At 69.4% G+C, this 20538-nt stretch carries 16 protein-coding genes; all 16 read left to right on the top strand.

Translation table 11 applies throughout. The features are described from left to right. Positions 1-2: 2 nt before the first annotated feature. The 16 genes from DS843_RS21140 (at position 3) to DS843_RS21070 (ending at position 20466) form a co-directional block, all read left to right on the top strand. The gene (locus tag DS843_RS21140) at positions 3-1286 is read left to right on the top strand and encodes a phage head morphogenesis protein (protein ID WP_149470813.1); all 1284 of its coding nucleotides are present in this window, start codon (positions 3-5) and stop codon (positions 1284-1286) included. A gap of 372 nt (positions 1287-1658) precedes the next feature. Beyond that, positions 1659-2831, top strand: a complete 1173-nt coding sequence (locus DS843_RS21135; protein ID WP_167525397.1) for a phage protease — start codon at positions 1659-1661, stop codon at positions 2829-2831. Between the two features lie 3 nt (positions 2832-2834). Continuing rightward, positions 2835-3248 (top strand): hypothetical protein, encoded by a 414-nt coding sequence (locus tag DS843_RS21130; RefSeq protein ID WP_149470811.1) that lies wholly within the window; start codon positions 2835-2837, stop codon positions 3246-3248. Between the two features lie 11 nt (positions 3249-3259). Then, on the top strand, positions 3260-4153 hold the full coding sequence (locus DS843_RS21125) for a Mu-like prophage major head subunit gpT family protein (protein ID WP_149470810.1): 894 nt from the start codon (positions 3260-3262) through the stop codon (positions 4151-4153). 15 nt (positions 4154-4168) lie between these two features. After that, positions 4169-4465, top strand: a complete 297-nt coding sequence (locus tag DS843_RS21120; RefSeq protein ID WP_149470809.1) for an HI1506-related protein — start codon at positions 4169-4171, stop codon at positions 4463-4465. 75 nt (positions 4466-4540) lie between these two features. After that, positions 4541-4972, top strand: coding sequence for a gp436 family protein (locus DS843_RS21115; RefSeq protein WP_149470808.1), 432 nt, complete (start codon positions 4541-4543; stop codon positions 4970-4972). A 1-nt stretch (position 4973) separates the two neighbouring features. Further along, the gene (locus tag DS843_RS21110) at positions 4974-5534 is read left to right on the top strand and encodes a phage virion morphogenesis protein (protein ID WP_149470807.1); all 561 of its coding nucleotides are present in this window, start codon (positions 4974-4976) and stop codon (positions 5532-5534) included. Then, complete coding sequence (locus DS843_RS21105) at positions 5531-6007, top strand: phage tail terminator protein (protein WP_149470806.1); 477 nt, start codon at positions 5531-5533, stop codon at positions 6005-6007. Before DS843_RS21110 ends, DS843_RS21105 begins: the two co-directional genes overlap by 4 nt. Further along, on the top strand, positions 6007-6171 hold the full coding sequence (locus tag DS843_RS31300; RefSeq protein WP_167525396.1) for a hypothetical protein: 165 nt from the start codon (positions 6007-6009) through the stop codon (positions 6169-6171). The genes DS843_RS21105 and DS843_RS31300 overlap by 1 nt, the downstream gene beginning before the upstream one ends. Positions 6172-6177: 6 nt before the next feature. Then, positions 6178-7470, top strand: a complete 1293-nt coding sequence (locus tag DS843_RS21100; RefSeq protein WP_149470805.1) for a hypothetical protein — start codon at positions 6178-6180, stop codon at positions 7468-7470. Between the two features lie 12 nt (positions 7471-7482). Next, positions 7483-7980, top strand: a complete 498-nt coding sequence (locus DS843_RS21095) for a hypothetical protein (RefSeq protein ID WP_149470804.1) — start codon at positions 7483-7485, stop codon at positions 7978-7980. A gap of 77 nt (positions 7981-8057) precedes the next feature. After that, on the top strand, positions 8058-8384 hold the full coding sequence (locus DS843_RS21090) for a hypothetical protein (protein WP_149470803.1): 327 nt from the start codon (positions 8058-8060) through the stop codon (positions 8382-8384). Positions 8385-8493: 109 nt separating this feature from the next. Then, positions 8494-15063, top strand: a complete 6570-nt coding sequence (locus DS843_RS21085; RefSeq protein WP_149470802.1) for a tape measure protein — start codon at positions 8494-8496, stop codon at positions 15061-15063. Further along, complete coding sequence (locus tag DS843_RS21080) at positions 15060-16607, top strand: hypothetical protein (RefSeq protein ID WP_149470801.1); 1548 nt, start codon at positions 15060-15062, stop codon at positions 16605-16607. Before DS843_RS21085 ends, DS843_RS21080 begins: the two co-directional genes overlap by 4 nt. Beyond that, positions 16607-17467 carry a hypothetical protein gene (locus DS843_RS21075; RefSeq protein ID WP_149470800.1) on the top strand — a complete coding sequence of 287 codons (861 nt, stop codon included), beginning with the start codon at positions 16607-16609 and terminating at the stop codon, positions 17465-17467. The genes DS843_RS21080 and DS843_RS21075 overlap by 1 nt, the downstream gene beginning before the upstream one ends. Next, a complete protein-coding gene (locus DS843_RS21070) occupies positions 17464-20466 on the top strand; it encodes a LamG domain-containing protein (RefSeq protein WP_149470799.1) in 3003 nt (1000 codons plus the stop codon). Before DS843_RS21075 ends, DS843_RS21070 begins: the two co-directional genes overlap by 4 nt. Positions 20467-20538: the final 72 nt, after the last annotated feature.

Here is a 20538-nt window from a genome sequence, read left to right as displayed (position 1 = left end):
CCATGGCCGCGCCGACCATCGCGCCGCTGCCGCCGGACGAAGCGGTCAAGTTCCTGGAAAGCAAAGGCTACCGCGTCGGCTTCGCGTGGCAGGATGTGTGGAAGGCCGAGCATGCGCGGGCCTTCACCGTCGCCAAGATGATGGAGGTGGACCTTCTTCAGGAGGTTCACGCCTCGCTGGTCACGGCGCTGAAGGAGGGGCAGAGCTTCGATCAGTGGCGAAAGGGGTTGGAGCCGATGCTTCAGGCCCGCGGCTGGTGGGGCCGGGCACCGATGACGGACCCGCTGACCGGGCAGACCAAGGTGGTGCAGCTGGGCAGCCCGCGCCGGCTGAGGACCATCTTCGACGTGAACGTCCGCATGTCCATGGCGGCCGGGCAGTGGGAGCGCATCGAGCGGCTGAAGGCGGCCCGGCCCTACCTGCGCTATGTCGCCGTGCAGGACGCCAAGGTGAGGGCCGAGCATCTGGCTTGGCACGGCACCGTCCTGCCGGTCGATCACGCCTGGTGGGACAGCCATTCGCCGCCCTGCGGCTGGAACTGCCGCTGCACGCTTCAGCAGCTGTCCGCGAAGGATCTGGAACGGAACGGCTGGACGGTGACCGAGACGCCGCCACCGGACGACCCGCGCCCGTGGCTGAACAAGCGGACCGGCGAGGTGATCGACGTGCCGGCCGGCGTCGATCCGGGGTTCGACTATCACAAGGGCGAAGCCGCTCGGGACGCTGCGGCCGCCCGGATGCTGATGGAGAAGATGGCGGCGCTGCCCCCGCAGATCGCGGCGGCCGTCGCCGATCCGGTCAAGTTGGCGAGGGCCATCCAGCCCGACTTCGCCGCCTGGATTGATGGCTTGGATCTGGCGAGGCCGCGCGGCCAGATGCGGGCGGTCGGCACGCTGCCGCCGAAGGTGGTGGACTGGCTGGCGCGCGAACGGCCCGACCTGACGCCGGAGAGCGGCGCCCTGATGGTTACGGACAAGGGCATCGCCCACCTGATGCGCGACGCCAAGAAGGAAGCCCAGCGCCTGCTGCCGGCGGACGTGAAGGCCCTGCCCACCTTCCTGGCCGAACCGGCGGCCATCTACTTCGACCGCCAGGACCCGGCGTTGTTGTTCGTCTTCGATCCGCCGGGCCGGACCGGCAAGCTGGGGAAGATCGTGGTCCGGGTGAACTTCGCCACGAAGGAGCCGGGCACACGGGCCTCGATCAGAGGGAACTTCATCACGACGGGGGGCGTGGTGAAGCCGGCTGACATCGAGGGCCAGGCGCGGTACGAGCGGATTGTGTAGAAGGGAGCCTGTGATCAGGGGGGCACGCCACTTTCCCCGTGGCTGTCGGCGGTCTCCCGCCCACAGAACCGGACCGGCGATTTCCCGGTTGTCACTGGTCACAGGCCCTCTTCAGAGATAGGCCGCCGCCCCTTGGATGTAAAGCGCCGCCAGAAGGCCGCCCATGCGTTCGGGACGGTGGACGGTGCCAGCGGAGCTTCGGCACCCCACACCCGTTTAAAACCGCGTTTAAACGGGCGCGGCGGGGCGCTTCATCGGAAGGGGTACGCCGCAGGGGTGCCGGTTGGATCTGGTGGGGGCCGAACCGGGCCGGTTTCCCCCTCCGGACTTGCCTCCTGAAACGCCTGCGCGAAGGCCGCCACAATGGGCGGCATGAAGACGTTACGCCCTTTCCTCCCTGACCTTGACGCCGGCGCCCTGGTGGCGCTGGCGTCCTCTTCTGACGTCGCGGTTTGCGCCGCGACGCTGACCGATCTGTCGCCGGTCGATGGGCAGGCGCCGGAGTGGGTGCAGCTTCTTCCCGCCGGGACCTTCGCGCCCAACGACGGCCGTGCGCCGTGGTCCATGAAGGACCCGGCCGCGGTGATCGCCGCGTCCATGGCGGCGGCGCCGAAGGGGCTTCTCGCCATCGACTACGACCACGCGGCCGACCTTGCGGCACCGAAGGGTGGCGCGGCGCCGGCCGCCGGATGGATCACGACGCTGGATGCCCGTCCGGACGGCATCTGGGCGAAGGTGGAGTGGACGCCCGCCGGCGCCAAGGCCATCGCCGCCCGAGAGTATCGCTTCATCAGCCCTTCCTTCCTGCACGGGAAGGGGGATCGCGCCGTCACCCGCATCATCGGCGCCGGCCTGGTCAACCGGCCGGCGCTGTCGCAGCTCTCCGCCCTCGCATCGTCTCAGGGAGACACTATGGACCCCGTTCTGAAGGCGGTCCTGGACGCGCTCGGTTGCCCGCCGAACGCCGACCAGGCCACCGCGCTCGCCGCCGTGGCGACGCTGAAGGCCGGCACCGCCCCGGCCGCCCTGTGTTCCGCGGTCGGCGTCGCCGCCGACGCCACCCCCGACCAGATCGTCGCGTCGGTGAAGACGCTGAAGGCCGCCGCCGATGGCGTCAAGGCCATCGCCGCCGCCGCCGGCCTGGGCGCCGACGCCACCGCCGACCAGATCGCCGCGTCGGTGAAGACGCTGAAGACCAACGCCACCGCGGCCACGCTTCTGGAAACCCAGGTGACCGCGCTGGCCGCCAAGGTGCAGGCGCTGGAAGGCGACAAGCTGGGCGCCGAGGTGGACAAGGTCATCGCCGAAGGGAAGTTCGTCCCGGCGCAGCGTGCCGATCTGCTGGCCCTGGCCGCCGCCGACAAGGCTGCCTTCGACCGCCTGACCGCCAACGCCGTGCCCGTCCTGAAGGCTGGCGAACAGGGCGGCGTCAAGCCCGCGCCCGGCGAGCTGAGCGCCGAGGACAAGGCCGTCTGCGCGGCGATGGGCCTGTCCGCCGAGGACTTCAAGAAGTCGCTCGCCGCGCAGTCGGGCAAGGAGGGCTGATCCATGGCGTCCCTGACCACCGACCGCAACACGCCGGAGCGCTCCGGCGGCTTCCACTGCCTCAGTCGCGCCCTGGCTCCGTCAACCACGGTCTTCGCCGGGAGCATGGCGGCGCAGAACGCCGCGGGGCTGGCCGTCCCGGCCTCGGCCAGCACCACCCTGACGGTGCTCGGCCGCGCCGCCTACCGCGCCTCATCGCTCGCCGGCAGCGGTGATCCGGATTTCGTCCGCATCGACCGCGGCGTCTTCCGCTTCGCCAACTCCGCCGGTGGCGACGCCATCGGCATCGCCGATTACGGGAAGCCCTGCTACGCGGTGGACGATCAGACCGTCGCCAAGACCGATGGCAGCGGCGCCCGTCCGCAGGCCGGCATCATTCGCGACGTGGACGCCCAGGGCGTCTGGGTCGAATTCTAAGGGGACCGCACATGCTCCTTACCCCCACCAGTCTCCGTGCCCTGTTCACGGGGTTCCAGACGTCATTCCAGCAGGGCTTCGGCGGTGTCCAGTCGCAGTGGAACCTGGTCGCGATGGAGACGCCGTCCACCACGGCCGAGGAAACCTACGGCTGGATGAAGGACATCCCCGGCTTCCGCGAGTGGATCGGCCCGCGCGTCGTCCACAATCTGGAAGCCGCGGGCTACACGATCAAGAACAAGCCCTGGGAACTGACGGTCGGTGTGGACCGCGATGCCATCGAGGACGACAAGTTCGGCATCTACGCGCCGATGTTCTCGGAGATGGGCCGCCAGACCGCGTCCTTTCCCGACACGCTGGTGTTCCCGCTGCTGAAGGCCGGCTTCACGACGCCCTGCTACGACGGCCAGTATTTCTTCGACAGCGACCATCCGGTCATCGGCGCGGACGGCGGCACCGTGTCGGTGTCCAACGTGCAGGCCGGCGCCGGGGCGCCGTGGTTCCTGCTGGACCTCAGCCGGATGATCAAGCCGGTGGTCTACCAGAAGCGCCGGGCCTTCAATTTCGTCCGCATGGACGCCGCCACCGACCAGGTGGTGTTCGACCAGAAAAAGTACGTCTACGGCGTCGATGGTCGGGCCAACGTCGGCTACGGCTTCTGGCAGCTGGCCTTCGGGTCCAAGGCGGACCTTAGCCACGACACCTACTCCGCCGCCCGTTCGGCGATGCAGGGGTTCAAGCGCGATCACGGCCAGCCGCTGGGCATCAACCCGACGCATCTGCTGGTGCCCCCTTCGCTGGAAGGCAAGGGCCGGCAGATCCTCGAAAACCAGCGCAAGGCCAACGGCGAGGACAACGAGTGGAAGGGCACGGCCCAACTCGTCGTCGTGCCCTGGCTCGCCTGATCGGAGGAACGGAGCATGAAGGACCTTATCATCGCCGCCCGTCCCGCCGAGGGCTTCCGCCGTTGCGGCGTTTTTCATCCGCCCACCGAGGTCCATCACCGGGCCGGTACGTTCACCGAAGATCAGGTCGCGGACCTGAAGAAGGAACGTAACCTGATCGTGGTGGAGGTCGATCCGGTGACCGAGCCGGAGGACGACCAGAAGGAGAGCCGGCAGCCCAAGGCGAAGGGCGGCCGGGGAACGCCGAAGGCCGACGACGCCCAGCCGCCGACCGAGGCCCCTCCGAAGGCCGAGGACCCGCCGGCGGCCTGACCGTCCAGTCCCACGCCGCGGTGACCCGCGGCGTGGGCCGCCCCGCTCGTCAAACCATCCGTCGCGAGTGTCCCTATGCCCGCCGTCTACGTCACCAAGGAACGTCTGATCGCCCGCTATGGCGAGGACCGTCTCGTCAAATTGACGGACCGGGTGAAGCCCTACACCGACGCCATCGTGGACAGCGTGCTGGACGAGGCCATCGCGTCGGCGGTGGCGCTGATCGACCTGCACATCGGCGGGCGTTGCCAGCTGCCGCTGCTGACCGTGCCGAAGGCGCTGGAAGACATCGCGGCGCCGCTGACCCTGTCGGCGCTTCACATCGACGCGGCGCCGGACAAGGTGACGGCGGACTTCCAGCAGGCCATGCGGACGCTGCGCGATATCCGGGACGGCTCCCTGACGCTGGACGTGGGCGGCGCCCCGCCGCCGGAACCCGCGTCGGTGGGGGTCGAAACCGTCGCGCCGGATCGCGTGTTCGGTCGCGACAACATGCGGAATTGGTGAGATGGCCGACACCGGCGCCAGCCTGCGGTTCGAGCTGGGCGACGTCCAGAAGCTGCTGGACGGGCTGATCCTGGCCGGCGGTGACCAGTCGGAGCTGATGGACCGGCTGGGCGCCCACATCGAGTTGGAAACCCAGCGTCGGTTCGAGACGGAGCGGGACCCGGACGGCAATCCCTGGCCGAAGTCCCTGCGCGCCCTCGCCGAGGGCGGCCAGACCCTGACCGAGACGGCGCGGCTGCGCCAGTCCATCACGCGCCGTACGACCGCCAGCAGCGCCGAAGTCGGCACCAACGTGGTCTACGCGGCCATCCATCAGTTCGGCGGCACGGTCCAGCGGCAGGCCCGGACCGTCACGCTGTACCGCCACTACAACGCCCGGACGGACACCTTCGACCCGAAGTTCCGCCGGAAGTCCAAGAGCAACTTCGCCACCGACCATCAGGTCAAGGCGCACACGGTCAAGATGACGGCCCGCCCGTTCCTGGGCGCCGGCCCGGCCACCATGAAGGTGCTGGGAGAGATCGCCCGCGACTGGCTGGCCGAGGCCGGAGGGCTGGCATGACCGGCTTCGTGCCCGTGGATCTGGCCGGCAAGGTCCAGGTGCGCATCCGTGACCGCGTGCCGGAGCTGGCGCGCGACACGGCGGGCGCGGTGGACTTCGCGGCCCTGGTCGCGGCCGGCCAGCTGCCGCAACGCCTCCCGGCCGCCTTCGTCATCGTGGGCGGCCTGATCGCCGATGGGGAGCGCCGCGCCGGCGGCACCAGCAGCACCGTGACTCAGACGATTGCCGTGGTGCTGGTGCAGGGCGATCACCGCGACACGACGGGCGAGGCGGCGCGGGCGGCGGTCTGGCCGCTGCAATGGGCGGTCATCCGAGAACTGGCCGGGTGGTCTCCCGCGCCGGGCTACAGCGAATTCCTGCTGGCCGAAGACCGGCTTCAGGGCATGGGCGCCGCCGGCCGGACCGGCGTCGTCGCCAGCACCATCAGTTTCACCACCGAGTGGAAGTTCCACACGCGCACAGGAGGAGTGTGATGCGTCCCTGCATCGACACCGTCATCGAGGACCAGGCCGAGGGGCCGAAGCCGGCCGAGCATGAGCGGCGAGACACCGAGATCGCCGCCGATCCAGACACCGAACAGGCCGGAGCGTCCGCCCCGGCCAACCCGCGCCGCCGTCGCGGCACGAGCCAGGAGTAAAGCCCCATGCGCCTGCCCAGCTACCCCGTGCATTGGGATCACAAAGCCGTCTTCGCCGCCCTGGAAACCGCGTTCGGCCAGGGCGCCGCCGCCATCACCGGTGCGGACGCCGTCAAGCTGTGGGACGTCAACTGGACCCCGATGGAGGCGCAGGAAAAGGAGCTTCCCTACGCCAAGCCCTACTTCGGCGCGAACCCGTCCATCCTGCTGACGAAGCAGTCCAAGCTGACCGGCAAGGTGGCCCTGGTCGGCGGTGGCGCCGCCGGGGTGCCGTGCTGGGACGCGATCATGCGCGCCGGTGGCACGAGCCGCGCGCAGGTGCTGAAGACCCCGACCGCCACCATCGCGGCGGCGGCCGTGAAGACCAGCGGGGCCGGCGCCTTCACCTACACGCGCACCACCGCCTATGGCGGCGTGCATCCGCGCACGGCCACGCTGACCTGCACCACGGGTGGCGGCAGCGGCGTGGCGGCCTTCACCGTCGCCGCTCCGGCGCTGGGGTCGGACGCCGCGCACAATCAGGTGGCCGTGGTCATGACCACGGGCACGGCCTTCGCCCTGCCCGGCGGGGCGGCGATCACGCCCAGCGCCATCGGTACCGACTTCGTCGTGGGCGACGTCTTCACCATCGCGCTGACGCCGGCGGGCTGCACCTACACGCCGTCCAGCGACCGCAGCGGCGGCAAGAGCCTGGAAGTGGTGCTGACGCTGCCCGATCCTGAGAACGCCGGCCAGGTGCAGCGGTGGCGGATGCTGGGCGGGCGCTGCACCATCAAGGCGTCGGGGGCTGCGGACGATTACCCGTACTACGAGTTCGAGGTGACCGCCGATTTCCTGGCCCCGGCGGCTGGCGTGGCGGCGCTCCCGCCCGACTATGCGGCGTGGCCCGACCCCGTCGTCATCAGCACCGAGAACACCCCGCTGTGCCGCATCCACGGCCATGACGTGGTGCTGGAAAGCTTCGGTTGGGATGCCGGAAACAGCATCGAGTATGTCGCGCGGGTCGGCCGCCAGGGCGCGCGGAAGTCGGATGCCAAGGCCAGCCTGACGGCGAAGATCGAGGCGCCGTCGCTGGCGTCGGTGGATTTCTTCGCCCTCTGCGACGCCCGCACGATGGTGCCCTTCCTGTTGCAGCACGGCGCCGGCGCCGGCACCGCCGTGGTCATCAAGGCGGACCGCTGGCAGCTGTCCCCGCCCAAGCCGGGTGAGAGCAAGAAGGACATGATGTACGACCTGTCGGGCAAGGCTCTGCCGCTGTCCGGCGACGACGACTGGTCGATCTTCGCGTCGGCCGCGTAACGGAGGGGTGCCATGAGCAAGGTGAAGCTGAAGTTCAAGGACAGCGCCGGCGACGATCTGACCATCGACTGGCCGGTCAAGGTGAAGATGCCCGAGAGCGTCAAGCCGTCCCAGCGCAGCGGGCGGGCGCAGGGGCGGCATGTGGAGAAGACCTTCTTCCTAACCTACAAGCTGCTGCCCGACAGCGAGATCAACGATCTGCTGAAGGAACTTCAGGAGCACAACGAGCGGATCGCCAAGGCCAAGGCGGCGGTGGCCGATGCCAAGAGCGATGACGAGCGGGACGCGGCGGAGAAGGCCGCCGCGGACGCCGAGGACGGTTTCGTCGCGTGGCGGGTCGCCCTGCTGCGGGAGGTGATCGTCGGCCTGCCCGACAACCACGGCTGGGCCGCCCTGTTCGAAGAGCTGCCGGAGTTCTCGCCCGCCCTGGTCGAGGCCATGGCCGATTACCGGATGATCGGCAAGGCCATGGAAGAGGGCTACTGGGAGATGGCGAACGGGGGAAAGTAGCGCACCTGAAGGAGGCGGCGCGGCTGTGGGCGGGCGGAGAGCCTGCCCAGGGGCGCCGGAAGCGGCGGTCCCCCACCTTGGACGCCGCCGATTGGGCGGAGCTGACGGGCCAGCCCGCGCCGCCGCTTCAGGTGGAGCCGGAGACGGAGCGCGTGTTCATCGTCTGGGCGCCGCTCTGGGATGTGTTCATGCTGTTCTGCGCGTCGGAACGGCTGTGGCGATACCCCGCGATGGGTGGCCCGGCCATCGGCCTGGATCTGGTGCAGGTCCGGTGCTTGGCAGAGGCCAGAGGGATGCCCTGGAACGGTGAGACGGTCGGGCTGATCCAAGCGATGGAAGCCGAGGCCGCGCGGGTGTGGGTCGAGGAATGGAAGCGGACCCATCCCGACAAGGGTGGCAAGTGACGGATGGATTGACGAGCGGGCGGCCCCCTTCAAGGCCGGAACTCGCCCCCTGAACGGGCGTGGGCGTGGCGGCGATAATGGCCGCCACGTCCCTTCGCATGCCCGACCCATGGCCGAACTCAAAGTAGCGCTGAAGCTGACCGCCGATGGTTCCGCCCTGGTGGGCGAGGTCCGCCTCGCCCGCTCGGAAATCGATAAGCTCGGGGCGGCGGCGAACGATGCCGGGGCCAGCCTGCGTGGAGCGACCGGGGACAGCAACGTCGTCGCGTTGAACGCCCACCGCCGCGCGACCCGCGGGTTGACCGAGGACATGGGGGCGGCGTCCCACAGCGCACAGGCGTTGCAGCGGGTGAGCGCCGAGGCGGCGGCGTCCCATCGCCAAGCCGCCGCCGGCATGGGCGATCATGCAGCCGCCGCGCGGGAGTTCGGCAATGCCACCCGTGCCGCCAACGACAACGCGGACGGTCTGGGCGACACCATCGGCATGCTCGTCAATGGTCTGAAGACCATGGCCGGCTTGTGGGTGGTGGACCAGGTCCGCGCCTTCGGGGCGCAGCTGATCGCCTCGGCCGCGCAGGCGCAGCAATTGGAGCGCCGGCTGTCGTCGCTGGTCGGCACCGGAGCGGCACTCGCCGAGAACCAGACATGGCTGGCGCAGACCGCCGACCGGTTGGGCCAGTCTCAGACCGTGATGGCGGACAGCTACACCCGGCTGCTGTCTCTGGCCCGCTCCGGGCTGGTCACCATCCAGCAGTCGCGCGAGCTGACCGAAGGGCTGGCGAACGCCCAGGTCAAGTTCGCGGCCGACGTCGGGCGCATGGGCGATGTGATGTATGGCCTGTCGCAGGCCCTCGCGTCGCCGGTGGTTCAGATGGAGGAGCTGAACCAGGTTGTCGAACCGCTGCCGGGCATCCTGATGGATCTGGACCGCGCCGCGGGCCTGCCGGGCGGAGGGTTCCGTCGGTTGGTGGGCGAAGGCCGCGTCACCAGCGAGATGTTCCGCGACACCTTGATCAAGGCCCTGCGGGGCTATGCGGGTGAAGCGGAGAAGGCCGCGGGGTCCGTCGAAGCTGCCTATGCGCGGATGGAGAACGCCAGCCAGCGGGCCAAGGCCGAGCTGGGCAAGATGATCCTGCCCGGCTGGGTCAACCTGGTGGAAAGCGCGGCAGCGGCCCTCAACCGCGTCAACAAGGAGATCGAGGCGGCGGAGCGCCGCTCCAACCAGGTCTCGCTGATGCGCGAGACGACGAACCTTGACGATCTGCTGGCCGAGCGGGCGGGGCTGGAAGCGAAGCGTCAGCGCTACGCGAACGGGGCCAGCGGCGTCTATGCCCGCCGCAACCTGGAGGTGACGGACCGCGATCTGGCCGACGTCGAAAAGCGGATCGACGCGGCTCTGGCGCGGCTGCAACAGCTGCGGGCCGCTCTGGGCGATGCCGGCGACGGTTGGGCTCAGATGTGGGGCATGGCGTCCGATGGTGGCGCGGACCCGGCAGCGGTGGCGCTGGACAAGCTGGCTGGCAAGCTGGGCTTGGCCGCCGACGCGGTCGATCTGGTCATCACCAAGAACGGCTTGCTGACCAAGTCGGAAGCCGATCTTCGCGCCCAGACCGAAACGCTGACCAAAGTTCTCGCGTTGCCGCCCGACCAGCTGAAGAAGCTGGGGATCAGTGCGGCCGACGCGGCCTTCATCCTCGACCAGCTCCGCGAGAAGTTGGACCCGGTGACGGCGGCCGTCGCCGCCATGAACCGTGAAACCGCGGCGCTGGGCGTGGCTCCGAAGTTCCGCGGCCTCTATCAGGCGCTAGAAAAAGCGGAGCAGGACAAGGGCCGCAAGCTGACCGACGACGAGGCCATCAACCTGACGGGCGCCTACGCCAAGAACCGGGCGGCGAACTCGGCGGAGCAGGTCCGGCTGACGCGCGAGGCGGCCGAGGCGGCGGAGGCCCTGGCGCGGGCGCAGGCCAGCGGCAACCCGGCGGCAGTCGCCAACGCGCGGGCGAACCTGAAGGTGGCCGAGGCGCTGCGCGACGGCGTAATCGTGCAGGCCGACAAGGCGGCCTATTCCCAGGCGGTGCTTCGAGAGGAGATGGCGGGCCTGGCCGGACAGGCCGGCGAGGCGGCGACCGTCAGCAGCCGGCAGGCGCGCCAGATGCTCGAACTGGCCGAAGCGACGCGCCGGGGCGGGGCGGCGGTCGCTGAAACCACGCTGCGGCACCAGATCGAGAATGAGACGCTTCGCGTCGGTGCCGGGGAACGTTCGGAGCTGGCGCGGCGCCTGACCGAAGAGGCCGCCGCCCGCCGGGCGTTGGCCGCCGCGCAGTTTGACCGCGATCTGGACGCGCAGATCGCCGCGACGAAGGCCCTGGCTGCGGCAGAAGGCGAGAGTGCCAAGGCCGTCGCCGAAACGACGATCCGCAACCAGGTCGCGGCGCAGGTCGAAAGGGAAGGCGTCAAGGCCGACAGCGACCGTGCCAAGGCCATCGCCGCCAAGACCGCCGAGCTGGCGAAGTGGCAGGAAACGCAGGGCTACAACCGGGAAAGCCGAGCGCGCGACCGTGAGCTTCAACTCGCCCAGGCGGAAGTTGCCCTGGCCGACGTGAGCGAGGCGCAACGCCAGCGGACCATAGAGCTGCTGCGCTATGAGCTGGACATCCGCGAGCAGTTTCCGACGAAAACCGAAGAGGACATCCAGGCGCTGCTGCGCAAGAAGGCGGTGCTGTTGGACCGGCAGGACATCATCCGGTTCCAGAACGACGTCCGGGAGACGTCGCGACGGATCAGCGACGACTTGGCCGCCAAGATGTTCGAGAAGGGCGGCTCCATTCTCGACTGGTGGCGCAATCTGCTGAAGCGGATGGCGATTGAGATCGCGTCCACCAAGTTTATCATGCCCATTGTCCAGACGGTGGTGGGCGCCGTGCCCGGCCTGTTCGGCATCCAGGCGCCGGCTGGTGGGGCGGGGGCAGGCGGCCTCATGGGGCAAGCCGGCAACGCCGGGATGAACTGGGCCACCAGCAAGGCCATGGGCTGGGCCGGTGACAAGCTGGGACTGACCGGAGCGGGCGGTAGCATTACCGGTGCTATCGACACCTGGGGGGCAACCAACCTGGGCATTGGCACGGCGGCCACGGTGCCGGCGACACCGCTGATGGCGTCCGGAGGTGCCGGTGGTGTTGGCAGCGGCATGCTGACCGGCGGCGGCGCGCAGTCTGTCGTTGGAGGCCAAGTCGCCTCCGGAACGGGGCTGTCATCGCTGGCTTCCGGCGTCGGTGCCGGTGCTGCGGCGGGCGGGATCGTTGGTGGGCTCGTCGGGACCGCAACCAACAGCAAGGTCGCCGGTGGTGCAAGCGGGGCCGTGGCGGGTGGCTTGGCCTCCTACATGATGATGGGGTCGGCCTTCGGGCCGTGGGGCATCGCTGCGGGCGCGATCCTTGGTGCTGTCATGGGCATGCTGGGCACGCAGAAGGCGAGCGTCGGCCCGAATTCCCGTTCCAACCTGACGCTTCAAGACGGGTCCTGGAAGACCGGCGAGGCGGCGGCCGACAACGGCGGGGACCTCGGCAAGACCAAGGGCGTCACCGACGCCATCGCAACCGCCCTCAACAGCCTTATGAACGCGGCCGGTATCAAGAACGCCACGCTGATGGAGAACGTGGCGGCGATCAGCTTGATGGAGAAGGATGGCCGCTACACCACGCAGATGCGGGGCCAGAAGAAAGATTTCAGTGACCAGACGGCAGCGCTGACCTCTCTATTCGGCGACGTGCTGACCATGGTGATCGAAGATGGGGCCACCGAGTACGTCAACAAAGACAACAAGTACGTTGCAGAGAATGTCCGTCGTGCGCTGGTGGCCTCGGTTGGGAAGCCCGTGGAGGAGGTGGTCAGCAACCTGACCTTCGCCGCCAGCGACTTTGCGCACCTGTTCGATGATGCCGCGAAACCGAGCGCTGACCAGTTCAGTGAAACGCTGACAGCTATGTCCGTGCAGTTCCAGACGTCGCGGGACCGGGCCGCCGAACTCGGATTGACCACGGACGGTATGGTTTCGAGCCTGGAACAGGCCACCACCCGCATGTTTGCGGCTGCCGGGCGGGGTCTGAAGGGCCTGGGCGTCGTCGATCAGATCCAAAGCGCCATCGAGAGCTGGCGCAAGGCGTCCATTGCCCTGATGGGGGCGGGGCTGTCGCCTCAGCCGGCAATGGAGCTGCTGGGCGCCCAACTGTCCGCCATCGTCAACGCGGCCGGCGACGGGATTGAGGGCCTGCAACGCTTGACCGAGGCCGCCGCCATCCTGCGTGGCATGGGCGAAACCACTGGCGCGGCATTCGCCGAACTGCGCGCCAGCCAGGTGCGCGAACAGGTCATGGGCGACTTGGCCTTGCAGGAGATGCAGGCGCGGGTGGAGCTGGGGCAGCTGTCGCAGGACGCCTACGACCGCCGGGTGTTGGAGATCCAGCAGCGCGATGCCTTGGCGCGGGTGACCGACGCCGGCGTCCGTGCCGAGATGGAGCGCGTGCAGGCGTTGCAGCGGGCGGCCCTGGCCGCGAAGCAGGACGCGGCGGCGGCGACGGAGCGGGCGGCGGCGCTGGAGCGCACCATGTCGGCGGCCGGCGACGTGCTGTCCGACCTCGACCGCAAGCGCGCGGACGGGTCCACCGGCCTGACGGCGGAACAGCGGATCGCGGCCGTGGACAGCATGCTGCGCCGCGACCTGGCCCTGGCCCGTTCCAACGATCCGACCGTCGCCGAAGAGGCGCTGCGCCGGCTGACCACGACACGGCAGACCGCGGAGGACACATACGACGCGGTCTATGGCGCCGGCTCCGCCGAGACGACGGCGATGCTGCGGGCCTATGAGCAGAGCGTCCGTTCCCTGCCGGCGGTTCAGACTTGGCAGCAGCGGGTGTTGGAGGCTTTGGCCGCCCTGCCGTCCGATATCAGCGCCAACCTCGACCTGAAGGGGCGCATTTTGGAGGTGTACGAACCTGCGGTGCTTCAGCGGGTTGACCCGGCGGTCCGCAAAATCGTGGAACAGCTGGTGACCCTGGCGTCCCAGGGCTTTGACTTCACCGCCATCCCGGCTGCCGGACAGCGCGTGATCGCCGAAGCCCTGACCCGCATCCAGGGCGGCCAGCCGGTGACCGTGCTGGACTTCACCGCCGTGCCGGCGGCAGCGCGGCGCGACGTGATCGAGACGCTGCGTCGCCTGCATGGGGATGCGGCGGTCGAACGGTTCGCGTTCACGGCCCTGCCGCCCGCCGCGCAGCGTGATCTGGCGGAGGTGCTGTCCCGCTACCGTGGGGCGCTGCTGGTCGATAGCCTGGATTTCACAACGCTGGCGCCCGACGATCAGCGCCGGCTGTCGGAGATCCTCACCCGCTATGACCGCAATCAGGCGGTCGCCGATCTGTCCTATTCGTCGCTGCCGGCGGACGCCCAGCGGGTGTTGGACGAGATCCTGACCCGGAACCAGGGCGGCGTTGTGGTGCCGGCCCTGCAATTCTCGACCATCGCGCCGGACGCGACCCGCCGGCTTGCCGAACTGATGGAGCGCTACGGCAACCGGGTCCTGGTCGATGAATTCGACTGGTCCCAGATGCCGGAGGATGACCGCCGCCTTCTGACGGAGGTCATGGGCCGTTACCGCAACAACGTTCAGGTGGATCAGTTCGACTTCGCCGCGTTGCCGGCGGACGATCAGCGGGAGTTGGCGGAGCTGCTGTCGCGGACGCTCAACGGCGACGCCATCGCCGCTTGGACGCCAATCACTCTGCCCGGCAACGCCACCCGCACAGTCACGGAGACGGTCAAGCGGGACGTGTCGGAAACGGTCACCACCGCGGCCATGCGCGACCTGACCAGCGGCTTCCAGGCGTTGCAACTTCAGACCACCAGCGTCCTGATCAAGCAACTGGACGATCTCGGGCGGATCATTCACAGCGGCTTGCTGAACGTCGTACGGGCGATCACCGCCAATTGGTCCTGGGGCGCGAACCAGACGTTCGGCGCCAGCCCTCATGTCCTGACGACCCGTGAGGCCCAATACCTCGCCACGTACGCTGACTTGGCGGATGCGTGGTCGAGCTGGACGGCTTGGGACCCGACGCATCACTACTACACGGACGGCATCCGAGAGGGGCGGACGTTCCAGAACGGTGGGATCGTTGGGCGCTACCAGTCCGGCGGCTTGGTGGACAACGGCATCAAGGGCGTGGACAGCGTGCTGGCGCTGTACCCGGACGGCAGTCCGATCATGGTCGCGGGCGGCGAGTTCGTGACGCCGACGCCAGCGGTCACGCCGGACACTCTCCCCATCCTCGAATACATCAGGGAACACCGCCGGCCGCCCTCGGCGATCCGCGCCTACGAAGGTGGCGGTCTGGTTGCTGCCAACAACAATGTGGCGCGGACGATGACCGCGGCGGGCGCTCCGGCGCCGATGGTGACGATGACGGTGACGCGGTCGGCGGCCGACGTCTCGGACAGCTTGGTCATGGCCCGGTCCATGGACCGGATGGTATCCGAGCTGGCCGAGCTGCGCCGGGAGCGGCGCGAGGATGCGGCGCGGGACCGTCAGCTTGTGACCGGGATCGCGGAGGATCAGATCGGCGTGGCGGAGCGGCAGGAGCAGCAGCTCCGCGCCCTCGCCAGCGGGCGGAGGGCGGTCATATGAACGACCTCATCATTCTGGCCCGTCAGCATGGCTGGCACCTGCCGACCGCCGCGCCCCGCGTGGTGCGGCTGGCGACCGCGGCCTATCAGGACCCCGCCGATCCCACGCCCTGGTGGCCGTTGCTGCGCCCGGCCGGCGGCTGGACGTTGGCGGCCACCGCGCCGGGCGAGAGCGACGGGGCGACGAAGGTCGAGGTCGGCGAGCTGACGCTGTCAGAGACGCCGCCCAGCAGCGACCGACACGGCACCCCCCGCCTGACGGCGCTGCTGGACGGGATGCGCATCGTCGGCTGGCCGCTGGAACTGTTCGCCATTCGCGCCGGACAACCCTTTTCCGCCGCGGTGCCGCTGGCCGTCTTGACGGTCGGCGAAGTGGAGCGCCGCTCCTACAGCCGCGTGCTGCGACCGCGCGACCGGGCCGCCGACTTCGACATGCGGGCGGCGGGGCCGGCGAGCTACGCGGGCACGGGCGGGCTGGAAGGCCCGGCGGCGCTGAAGGGCAAGGGCAAGGAGCTGCTGATCGGCCGCCACCGCCATTTCGAACCGACATACCTGGGGATCGACGCGACCAACGGCTGCCACCTGTTCAGCGTCAGCCAGGGCCTCCCGATGGGTGGGTACCGGGAGGTGCGGTCGCGCGGTCGCCGCTGGACCGAGGTCACCGGCACGCCGGCGTCCGGTCAGTGGAGCCAGGACGCGACGCGGGGGCTGGCCTGGGTCGGTCCGGGCGACGTCGGAACGATCACCTGCGCCGCCGATGGCGTGGTGGACGGCAGCGGCGCGCTGATCGAGACGGCCGCCGCAGTCGGCGCTTGGCTGGCCCGCCACAGCGGTGCGCTGGGCGCGGCGGAGATCGACGCCGTCGCGGCGGCCGGCGTCGGCGCCGGGCTGCCGGTGCAGATGTGGTTGGCCGCCGGCGACACGACGCCGCTGCGGTCGGCGCTGGATGATCTGACGCGGGCCGTCCGCGCGAACTGGTATTTCGGGCCGCTGGGCCTCCTGACCTTCGCGCTGCGGGGACGCCCGGCCGCTGGCTCAGCCGCGTCGGCGACGCTGCGGGCCGGCATCGACTTCGTGCAGGCGGTGACCGAACCCCGCGTCACCGGCGTGCCAGCCCGCCGCGTGCGGCTGCGCCACTCCCACAACGCGAAGGTTCTGACCGCGTCGGAGATCCTGGCGGAGGTGCCGCCGGAGGAAAGGGCGGCGCTGATGGCGGAATGGCTGGACGAGGTCACCCCGGACGATCCGGCCATCACCGCGGCCTGCCCGATCCCCCGCGAGGTGACGGATGACACGCTTCTGGCGACGGCCAGCGCGGCGGCGGTGGAAGCGGTGGGCCGCCGCGACGACGCCTTCAGCCCGCCCGGACGCTATCGCCTGCCCATGCGGAGGCTGCCGACCGAACGCATCGGTCAAGTCGTCCGGGTGATCGACCCGTCGCACCCGGTGTTCGTCGGCGGGCCGGTGGCCCGCGTGGTGGAGGTGCAGGTGGACTTGGCCGGCGTGGACAACGCGCTGGTGGTGATCCCGGAGGGCACGGTCTGATGGCGCACGAGGCGATGATCGCGGGCCGGAATGCCGCCCTCACGGCGACGCTGGACCCAGAGGGCTGGGACCCGGCCGCGTCGGTGGACCTGCTGGCCGAGCCGGACGGCGTGCGGGCGCGGTCCATCGGCGCGGGTGTGGAGGGGGCGCCGCGGGTGTTGCGGGGCCGGTGGGACGAACCGGAGTTGTGCAGCTTCGCCGGCCTGTACGACACCAACCTTGATCAGACCGACACGCACGAGCTGCTGATCTATGCGAACGGGGACTATTCGGAGCTGGCGTGGACCAGCGGGCGCGTGGCGGTGATCGAGCCGCTGTTCGACCCCGCCGATCTGCCCTTCGAAGATCCGCGTAAGTTCTCCGGCGGCCTGTATCCGGAAGCGTGGCGGTCCTGGCCGGCCAACGTCTACCTGTTCCCGCCGTCGATCTATGGCCTGTCGTTCGAATGGCGCATGTGGAGCGCTGGGTTGACGCCGACCGGGACGGCGGCCGGCTATGTGGAGGTCGATCACCTGTGGCTGGGCGACGGGGTGTTCTTCGACTTGCAGATCGACAGCACGGTGGATGACGACACGGGCGTCAGCACGCGCCGCGAGGCGGGCCGGGTGATCGCGGAGCCGGGCACCGCTGGCCGGACGGCGACCCTGCCGTTGGCGTCGGTGGAGCCGGGGCTGATCGACCAGATCGTCACCATCGTGCGGAGCGGGCGGGGCTTATCCCCCATCGCGTGGATACCGGACCGCGACGATCCGGCGGCCTGCTTCCTCTACGGCTTCCTGGCGCGGATCACCAAGGCCGGCCGGCGGTGGGGCGCCGGTGGCTGGGCGGACAGCACCCTGAATTTGGAGGAATTCTCGTGAGCGAACTGGATGACGCCCTGTACCGGGCGGCGCGCTACAACAACGGCGCCTATCACCCGGAAACCAACCCGTACGGGCACACTGGCAAGGGCGGCACGCTCGCCAACTGGGTTCGGTCGCTGAGGGATGGGGTGTCGATCTACAACGGCATGGCGGCGATGTGGAACTCGATCAACTTCGTGGCGGAGCGGACGGCCGTCGCGTCCATCCTCCAGCGCTGCCAAGAGCTGGTGGCGCAGATCACCATGGGCAGCACCAGCGCGCTCGCCTTCCCGGCGCTGGACAAGCCGCTGCTGTCCACGGGGGCGGTCGCGCAGGTCTATGTCTACGACACCCGCCTGGACGATCTGGCCGCTGATGGGCGGCGCTGGAACGAGCCGGGCAGGTGCAGCGCCATGTCCTACTGGCATGAGGCCCAGGGCATCTATGCAGGGGTGAAGCGCGACGTTCCTGCGGTGGTGGCCATCACCGCGCTGCGGGAGCAGTGGTATTTCCACGATGCGCTGGACCTCGACCCGGTAACCGGCGCGCCTCGTCTCTGGAGGGCATCAAACCCGACCGGCAATGGTCTGGTCCTGTGCGGTTCCGCCGCGCCCATCACCTGTGTGTTCGCGCTGCACGGCTACATCTACATCGGCTCGGGCATGGGCCTCCATGTCATCAGCCTGACGGGCGACTGGTGCGACAGGTACGACAATGGCGGGCGGCGGCGGCGGCTCGGCACCTTCGCGGCGCGCAACACGGTGTTGCAGGAGGGCGCCGTCATCGCCTCCGCGGCCTTGCCGGCGACGGCCATCAACAGCGTGCATGCCCTTGTCTATCCCGGCGCCCCACTGGACGCGGCAGGGATGCCTATTCCCACGGTGCTGGTGACGACTGGCGCCGGGGCGGCGGTGATCCACCCGACCGGACAGGTGGTGCATATCACGCGGTCCGGCGGTTTCGGTCTGGGTCAACTCCTGCCCGATGGCCGCCTGGTTCTGTCGCTCGGCACGGGCGGCAGCCTGATTGAGATCGGCCCGGTCCCGTACGCTACGCAGACCGACAGCGCGTGGGTCCGCGACTACGCGCAGGCCAACAGCCTGGGCGGTGGCGCGGCGTATGTGCTTGGCCCCAGCACCGGGCTGGTGTCGGCAATGGCGCCCGGCGCGTGCGGCACCAACCAATCGCTCACCCTGATCGCCGAGGACTGGGGCAACCCCTCCGCCAGCATGACGTCGGTGATCACTCCCAGCTACGCCACAGGATGGATGCCCGGCGGCGGCGGTATCCGCCTCGCCACGCTCTGTGATTCGGATACGGGGCCGGTGGCGGCGGCCAACGTCCTAGCCGACGATGGATCGGCCACTCTCGGGTGGGTGTCCGGCGGCGGCGCGGTGTCGTCGGTCGCCGGGGAAATCCAGGTGACGTTCGCGGGCAACCCCATCGGCGCGTATAAGGATTTCCCGACCGTGCCCGGGAAAACCTATGTGGTCCGGGCGCGGCGGCGCCGGGGGTCGGCCCCGACCGCCAACATCAACGTGTACCCCGGCGGCGTGTCGAGCGGGGCCATCGCGACCGGGACGAGCACCACCTCGGCGACCCCTGTCGAGGACAGTTTCCAGTTCGTGGCCATCGGCCCGACGACCGCCATCGCCATCATGTTCGGCGGCGGGGCCGCCGCAGGTCAAACTGTGCTGCTGGACGATGTCAAGGTCGACCTCGCCGCCCCAGATCGCAGCCACAAGGGAAAGGGCCTGATCGTCAACGGCACGCTCCAACGCAACCCGGTCGCGACGGGTGCTGACGTCGTGGCGTGGTCGGGGTTCAGCGCTTCGAACTACCTGGAGCAGCCGCCCAGCACCGACCTCGATGTCGGCACGGGTGATCTCTACCACTGTGGGTGGGTTGCCAACCTGACGACAGGATATGTTCTGCGGCGCGGCCATGCGACGACCGGGCCATGGTACCGGCTCGTGTACAACGGCGGGGGCAAGTATCAGTTCGACATCAGCGACGGCGCGGGCGCGGCGGCCTCCGTTCAGTCGGTGTCACCAGCCACATCCTCCGCATATGCCTTTGTCTGCATTGTGAGGCGCGCAGCCACCGGCAACATTGAGCTGTGGGTCAATGGCGCGTTGGAGGCGACTGCCCCCGCCGCCGCGGTAGGGTCCCTGAGCAACGCCGCCGCAACGTTGCGCTATGGGCTCCACCAAGATGGTAGCGGAGCCCTGCATAGCGGCACGGCTCTCACAATGTGGCGGTCTGGGGCCTACGCCCCAACTTCGGCGCAAATCCGCCGCATGTGCGAGGACGAGCGACCGCTGTTAGCTGATGGCGCCAAGTGCCTGCTCGGCGGTACCAGTTCCGCGGTGGCGTCCCTCGACCGCGACCCGCTGACGGGCCGGCTGGCGGTCGGCACCGGCGACGGGGTGTCGGTCTTCGCCGGGCTGCGCCGGGTGGCCTATTACGACGCCGACGTGCTGGGGGCCACCACCAGCGACACGGTGCGGTCGGTCGCCCTGCGCGGTGGGCACATGCTGATCGGCACGGCGACGGAGGTCGGTTTCGTCGGGGATGCTGTGGGCGGTAAGGAGGCTATCGCCGCGGGCGGCGCCCGCCCAACGCTCCGCCCATGGCTCGTCACTGGCCGGACGACCGATGCAACCCCGACCGCGCTTGGGCCGCGCATCGCGGTGGGCGAGCGCGAGACGGGAACCGCCATCATTATAATGAAGGGACGGACCTACGGCGCCTCGGCCGCGGAGGACCTGACCTATCATAAGAGAGTGGACTGGTACCGGAACGCTGGTGGCAACGTCATGATCCGGGGGAGCATCCTTCCTGTCTCGGACGATGACGAGACGACAGCCAGCCCATGTGACTGTACCTTCATCGCCGACACCGCCAGCCAGACCATCGCAGTTCAAGTGACCGGCAAGGCCGGTGCGCTGATCGTCTGGGAAGGCACACTCACAGTTCAGCGCCGCTCGGAGGAGACCATCTATGCTGCGCAGTGACCAGCTCACCGACACGTATGGCGACGACCGCTACCTGCGCCGCTGGACCATCGTGGGCGGTCAGGCCCGGTG

Source organism: Roseomonas genomospecies 6, from assembly GCF_008365375.1.
GTDB lineage: Bacteria > Pseudomonadota > Alphaproteobacteria > Azospirillales > Azospirillaceae > Azospirillum.
This window is presented reverse-complemented; position numbering and strand designations above follow the sequence as displayed.